This window comes from Paraglaciecola sp. (assembly GCF_030730205.1).
Taxonomy (GTDB): domain Bacteria; phylum Pseudomonadota; class Gammaproteobacteria; order Enterobacterales; family Alteromonadaceae; genus Paraglaciecola.
The window spans coordinates 1-5,542 of record NZ_JANQVQ010000038.1; the positions used below are offsets into that span (position 1 = coordinate 1).

The following is a 5,542-nucleotide window of genomic DNA, read 5'->3' on the forward strand; positions in this document are numbered from 1 at the left end:
TAAAGCGCAAATTGTCGATAGTGATAGTGGCAGGTGCCAGATGTTGGGTTAAACCGTAGCTATTAATGCCGAGTAACACTACAGCAAAAAGGATAAAGACAGAGGCAATTCCACGTAATAATCTATTTTTTACACACTCCTTCATGGCGATCCCCTTTGAAAATTCAGTATTTACCTTTAAATAATATACGCAATAGAAAGCGTATTTCACGTACCGAGCCCCTATTACTAATAGCGCAAATAAAAGGTCAAATTACCCTTTATTACACAAAATTGTGTTACAACCTTTGTTCATATAACTTTGTGTGCTATTTATTATTATTGTAATAGCAACGCAGTTTAACTTAACGCGCGTTTAATGCATGCTTTGTCGGGTCCAATACCCTATCTCGAAGTTTCATAAAAGGTATTTCAATTGCTTTATACAGTATTTCAGCAAAAAACAACGTTAGTAAAAACACTGCTAGCAGATAGAAAGTAAAGTCTAGGTTTATCGTAATCCGATTAATAATAGCTATGGCATCGGGATGTAATAGATACATAGAATATGAGCGTGTCGCAATATAGTGCGCACCCGGGAAGTATAGCCGAGAAGTAGTCATTGCATTCTTGTTAGCGTAGATCACCCAGCAAGCAAACATAAAAGCACGTGTTAAAAAACCAGGTTCTGACAGGTATTCATTCGGATACCAACGCTGCAGAAAAAACAGAACGAATAACACCAATGAGAAAAAGAAAAGCACACTGGAAGCTTTTATTAGTATCTGCCAAGCTTGGTTAAATTGATGTCGAATTAATGCCAGCAACACCCCCATAACACAACCATCAATTCTTACATGAGTTTCATTATAATGTTCGAACCATCCTAAAAGACGAAATACCGAGGGTAAAAATAATAGCAAAATTAACAACGCTAAACGCTGATTTTTTTCGAGGAACAACATGCCAGCAACTAATGGCGCAATTAATAAATAAAATTGTTCTTCAACAGCTAAAGACCAACTTACATGAAAAATATCCAATGGGTAGGTGTAGTTTTGTAAAAGAAATACATATGACCAGTAGTTGCCAATACTGTCTTTGGTAAGCAACTGCTGCAGAACGGTAAACAATAGGACTGCGTAATAGGCTGGTAACGTTCTATACCAACGACGATACCAAAATCGTTTTATGTCGACATGACCCGAAGCCATTTCTTTAAATAACTGCCCTCCTAAAAGCCAACCTGAGAGCACAAAGAATAAGTCAACGCCTATACCACCAAGCTGTAACGGAGTTAGATGTGCAGGCGAGCCATAGCCTAATACACTATGACCAAGCAAAACAATCAGTATTGCAAAACTGCGTAATGTGTCTAAAGAGTTAAGTCTTTTCATTTAATATGAACCATTTTTTAATATTAATATAAACCCCTCTTGCTTGAATCGCAGCTCTGTAACTTAATACCATCCAAAAATCTTTTTGGCTTTTATCGTTAACGTTTGCCAACCATAGTTTTTATTAACGTACGCTTGCCCAGCTAAGGCAAACGAAGGGAGTGTTTTTAGTAACTCGCTTTTATTGGCTAAAAGTGATACGAGTTCAAATTCAGTTGTGCAATCTAATAACCAGCCAGATACATTATGTTGCATTGTTTCCCATGTACCACCTGACTTACCGGCAATTACAGGTTTACCACAAGCTTGTGCCTCCAGTAGTACCATGCCAAAACCTTCATCATCATTACCCACTCGGCGATTAGCCAAAATAAAAATATCACACTGTTGATATTCTTTCTTTAAGATTTCATCGGTGATCTCATCCAAAAAAAACACCTGTTCATTAAGCTGATGCTGTTGGACGAGTGCTTTTAACACAGGTTTTTGATCGCCATCACCAGCAATCCTATAGTGATAAATAATTCCGCGGCGCTTCAACTCTGCCAGCGCTTTTATAACAACATCATGCCCCTTTCGTTGCTGTAAACGACCAACAGTTAAAAGACATAGTGGCTCAGTATTTAACTTTGGCTGCGAAGTGCTTTGTAATAAAGGCGTAAAATAATCAGTATCAACGCCAGGATGTAATACTACGGCTTTGTCTTGAAAGGCTGACCAATATTTTTCAATATAACCTTTGGTCGTTTCACTATTACAAATCAGTTTGCTGGCAAAACGCATAACTAATTTAGTTAGCAACGTTAACTCACGACTGGTTCGTGCAACTTCAATATCTTCACCATGGATATAGCAATGGTAGGGAATACCATATCGTAGTTTTGTGAGTAAGGCAGGCACACCCTCAGGTAAAATTCGGCAACAATGTATTTCTGTCGCTTCAAACTTTTTCAGTTGTGCTTTCAATAGCCGATACTGGCGCCAATATTCTTTTATGCTCGGCCAAGACTTGAAACCCCAGCTGGATGGTTTTGGAGTATAACGCTGAATAGCTAAGTGGGCATGTTTTATATCAAACTCTTCATCGCCATGGGCTTTACCCACTAAAAACGTTGGTGAGATAGCAGATATTCGTGAGTACAATTCAAAAAACCAACGACCGCTACCGCCATTTTTCGGTGGAAAAATCTCACTAAAGACCAATACTTTGGGTTTCATGTTCCGTCCATTAACATATTATCGGAGATAAAAAACGCTATAGTTTAGAGCGTTACATTTATATTGATACTGGCTTTATTGCTTAACACTTAGCTGATAAATCTCAGTAAAAGCACTGACCATTTGCTTTGCACTAAATAATTGTTCAAAACGCAATCTTGCTTGAGCACCCGCTTCGATAAGAGCCTGCTTATTTGTTAAATAATATTCAATTGCTTTAGCTAAATGCGCTGCGGTATTTTCTGTTAACACTAAACCATTAAGATTATGCGCAATTACTTCTGCATTACCGCCTGCATCAGATACGATGCAAGGAATACCTAAACTCATCGCTTCTAGCAAAGTCATGGATGTGCCCTCACTAAGTGAAGGGAGCAAAAACAGTTCTATAATGGCCATGTAATCAATAGCGGGGCTTTTAAAGCCAGCAAAAATGACATAATCCACCACATTTAACTGTTGAGTTAATGCCCGCAAAGTGTTCATTTCAGGGCCATCACCTACAATAAGCAAACGCAGTTGCGAATGTGTATCCCTTAGCATTGCAAAAGCCTGGATCATCATGGCTTGGTTTTTTATTGAGTCCAATCTTGCCACAGTACCAATAACATTGTGTTCTGCCGAAATACCGAGCTCGTTTTTAACCTGTTGCTTTGCTTGTTCCGAGCTTTGGATTGCATCGATACCGTTGTATATCACTTCAATGTGCTTAGAATTAATAAATTCAAATTGCTCTAGCGCTGCCTTAGTTGCGGCAGAAATAGCAGTAATTTTTGCAGTGCTTGCCGCCATCGCTTTATTTATTGCCCAAGCTTTCCATCGATAACGATCAGGGAAAAAACGGCCATGCTCCGTAAATACTACCTTAGGGTGTAAACCACATGCCGCCAACCAGCCATAAACCCAAGGGGTGTATTGATGGCAATGAATGACATCAATGCGCTCAACTTGAATAAGCTGGCGTAACTTTTTGATGAGCGACAAGTCAAAGCCTGGCTGTCTTGCTAAAGCATGAACCCTGATGCCGTTATTTTGCAGTTGCTGGCCCATAGCGCCAACTTCTTGCTCTAAACAACAAATCTGCTGGGTAAAACTTTTGGGATCTAAACCTAAGATGAGTTGCCGAATAACCTGCTCAGTACCACCTATGCCCATGTCAAAGGTGAGATGCATAATATTAAGCATGGCTGCATTCTACTGTTTCATTACGCATGTAATGTTGCCACCAAGTTTCGAACACCATCATACTCCACAATTCTTGAGTATAACGGTGATCACCTTGTTGATGCTTTTGCCAAAGGTTTATTACCTGCGGCATATCAAAAAATTGCGATAGGCCTGTTTCCTTCGCAAAAAATAGTGCTTCTGCAATAGGCTTTAATTCTTGGCACAACCATTCAGCTAACGGTACCGAGAAGCCCATTTTTTTTCGATATAAAATATCTTTCGTTAAGATGGATTCTTGGCTTTTTTTCAGTAGATACTTTTTTTCTTTGCCATTCAATTTTAATTGCGAAGGTAAACGTGCTGCAAACTCGACAATACGATAGTCTAATAATGGCGCTCGAGCCTCTAGTGAGCAAGCCATTGTCATACGATCGACCTTGACGAGTATGTCGCCAGGCAAATAGGTTTTGAAATCAGTGTAAAGTACTTTGCTAAGGTGATTATCAGAATCTGCTTTGTTGTAGGCTGTAGTTGTTACTAATGCAGAATCGTAACCAGCAAGACTTTTAGCAAATTCAGGTTTGATGAGTTGTTGCCAAAGTTTTGGGCAAAAAAACGTATTCGTTAGAAAAAAACCTTGCTCAGGTGTTAATGCTAAAGTTCGTAATAATGTATTTGCTTTTTTTGCCACTGTGCCGGGTATTGAATTAGCCAATTTAGCTAAAACTGGCGTTAAGGCGAGTAACCCTTTTGGCGATTTGCTCCTCAAGCGATGCTCAATATCGTCGGTAAGGTATTTTTCATAGCCCGCAAAACTTTCATCTCCGCCATCACCGGCTAGAGCAACCGTTACCCTTTGTCGTGCTAATTCTGTAACAAAAAAGGTGGGAACAAAGGAGGGATCGGCAAAGGGTTCATCGAAATATCGACTTATTTCGCTAAAGCGTGCCGTAACATTTTCTCGAACTGTAAATTCATGGTGCGACGTAGCAAACTGGGTTGCGACTTGCTTTGCATATTCAACTTCGTCAAAGCGTTTTGAATCAAAACCAATGGCACAGGTTGTCACCGGTTTAGCACTTTGTTTTGCCATGCTTGCCACTACAGCGCTAGAATCAACACCGCCACTAAGAAAAGCCCCTAAAGGTACATCACTGATCATCCGAATGCGCACCGCATCATCAATAAGTGCCCGTAACTGAAAAGCTAACTCTTCTTCTTGAAGTTGCACAGTTTGTGCAAAACTGATATCCCAATAACTATACTGCGTTAATTTACCCTGATGCCATTCCAAGTAGCTGGCTGGTGGTAACTTATGAGCATGTTTGAAAATAGATTTGGGATCAGGTACATACTGATAAAAAAAGAAATCTTGAATGGCGTCATCGCGTAATTCTTTTCGAAACCAAGGTAGCGGCAGCAGCGCTTTTAACTCAGAAGCAAAAGCAAAATAATCTCCCTCTTGATAATAATATAGCGGCTTTTTTCCAAGTCTGTCACGCGCAATAAACAAACTCTGCTGCTGTTTATCCCATATTGCGAAGGCAAACATACCATTTAGTTGCGATAAACAAGTGGCACCATTTAATTTATACAACTTTAATAACACTTCACTGTCAGTTTGAGTTGTAAAAACTTCGCCACTTGCAAGCAAGGCATTTTTTAATTCAACAAAATTATAGATTTCACCATTAAACACCATTACATAACGGCCACAAGCCGAATGCATGGGCTGATTACCTGCGGCAGTTAAATCAAGAATACTTAAACGACGGTGCACT

The 5,542-nt window shown here is 39.6% G+C and carries 4 protein-coding genes; all 4 read right to left on the reverse strand.

The features are described from left to right. Positions 1 to 344: 344 nt before the first annotated feature. The gene (locus NWQ57_RS03695) at positions 345 to 1,376 is read right to left on the reverse strand and encodes an acyltransferase (protein ID WP_306020714.1); all 1,032 of its coding nucleotides are present in this window, start codon (positions 1,374 to 1,376) and stop codon (positions 345 to 347) included. A gap of 63 nt (positions 1,377 to 1,439) precedes the next feature. Beyond that, on the reverse strand, positions 1,440 to 2,594 hold the full coding sequence (locus tag NWQ57_RS03700; protein ID WP_306020715.1) for a glycosyltransferase family 4 protein: 1,155 nt from the start codon (positions 2,592 to 2,594) through the stop codon (positions 1,440 to 1,442). A 75-nt stretch (positions 2,595 to 2,669) separates the two neighbouring features. Continuing rightward, entirely contained in the window at positions 2,670 to 3,779 is a 1,110-nt protein-coding gene (locus tag NWQ57_RS03705) for a glycosyltransferase family 4 protein (RefSeq protein ID WP_306020716.1), read from the reverse strand. Continuing rightward, positions 3,772 to 5,542: asparagine synthase (glutamine-hydrolyzing) (gene asnB / locus NWQ57_RS03710; protein WP_306020717.1), on the reverse strand; the 1,771-nt coding region annotated here is incomplete at its 5' end. The genes NWQ57_RS03705 and asnB, both read right to left, overlap by 8 nt.

What these genes read in the sequence shown, in the direction of transcription:
- NWQ57_RS03695 (WP_306020714.1), bottom strand. Translation starts at nt 1,376, where the DNA reads ATGAAAAGACTTAACTCTTTAGACACATTACGCAGTTTTGCAATACTG.
- NWQ57_RS03700 (WP_306020715.1), bottom strand. Translation starts at nt 2,594, where the DNA reads ATGAAACCCAAAGTATTGGTCTTTAGTGAGATTTTTCCACCGAAAAAT.
- NWQ57_RS03705 (WP_306020716.1), bottom strand. Translation starts at nt 3,779, where the DNA reads ATGCTTAATATTATGCATCTCACCTTTGACATGGGCATAGGTGGTACT.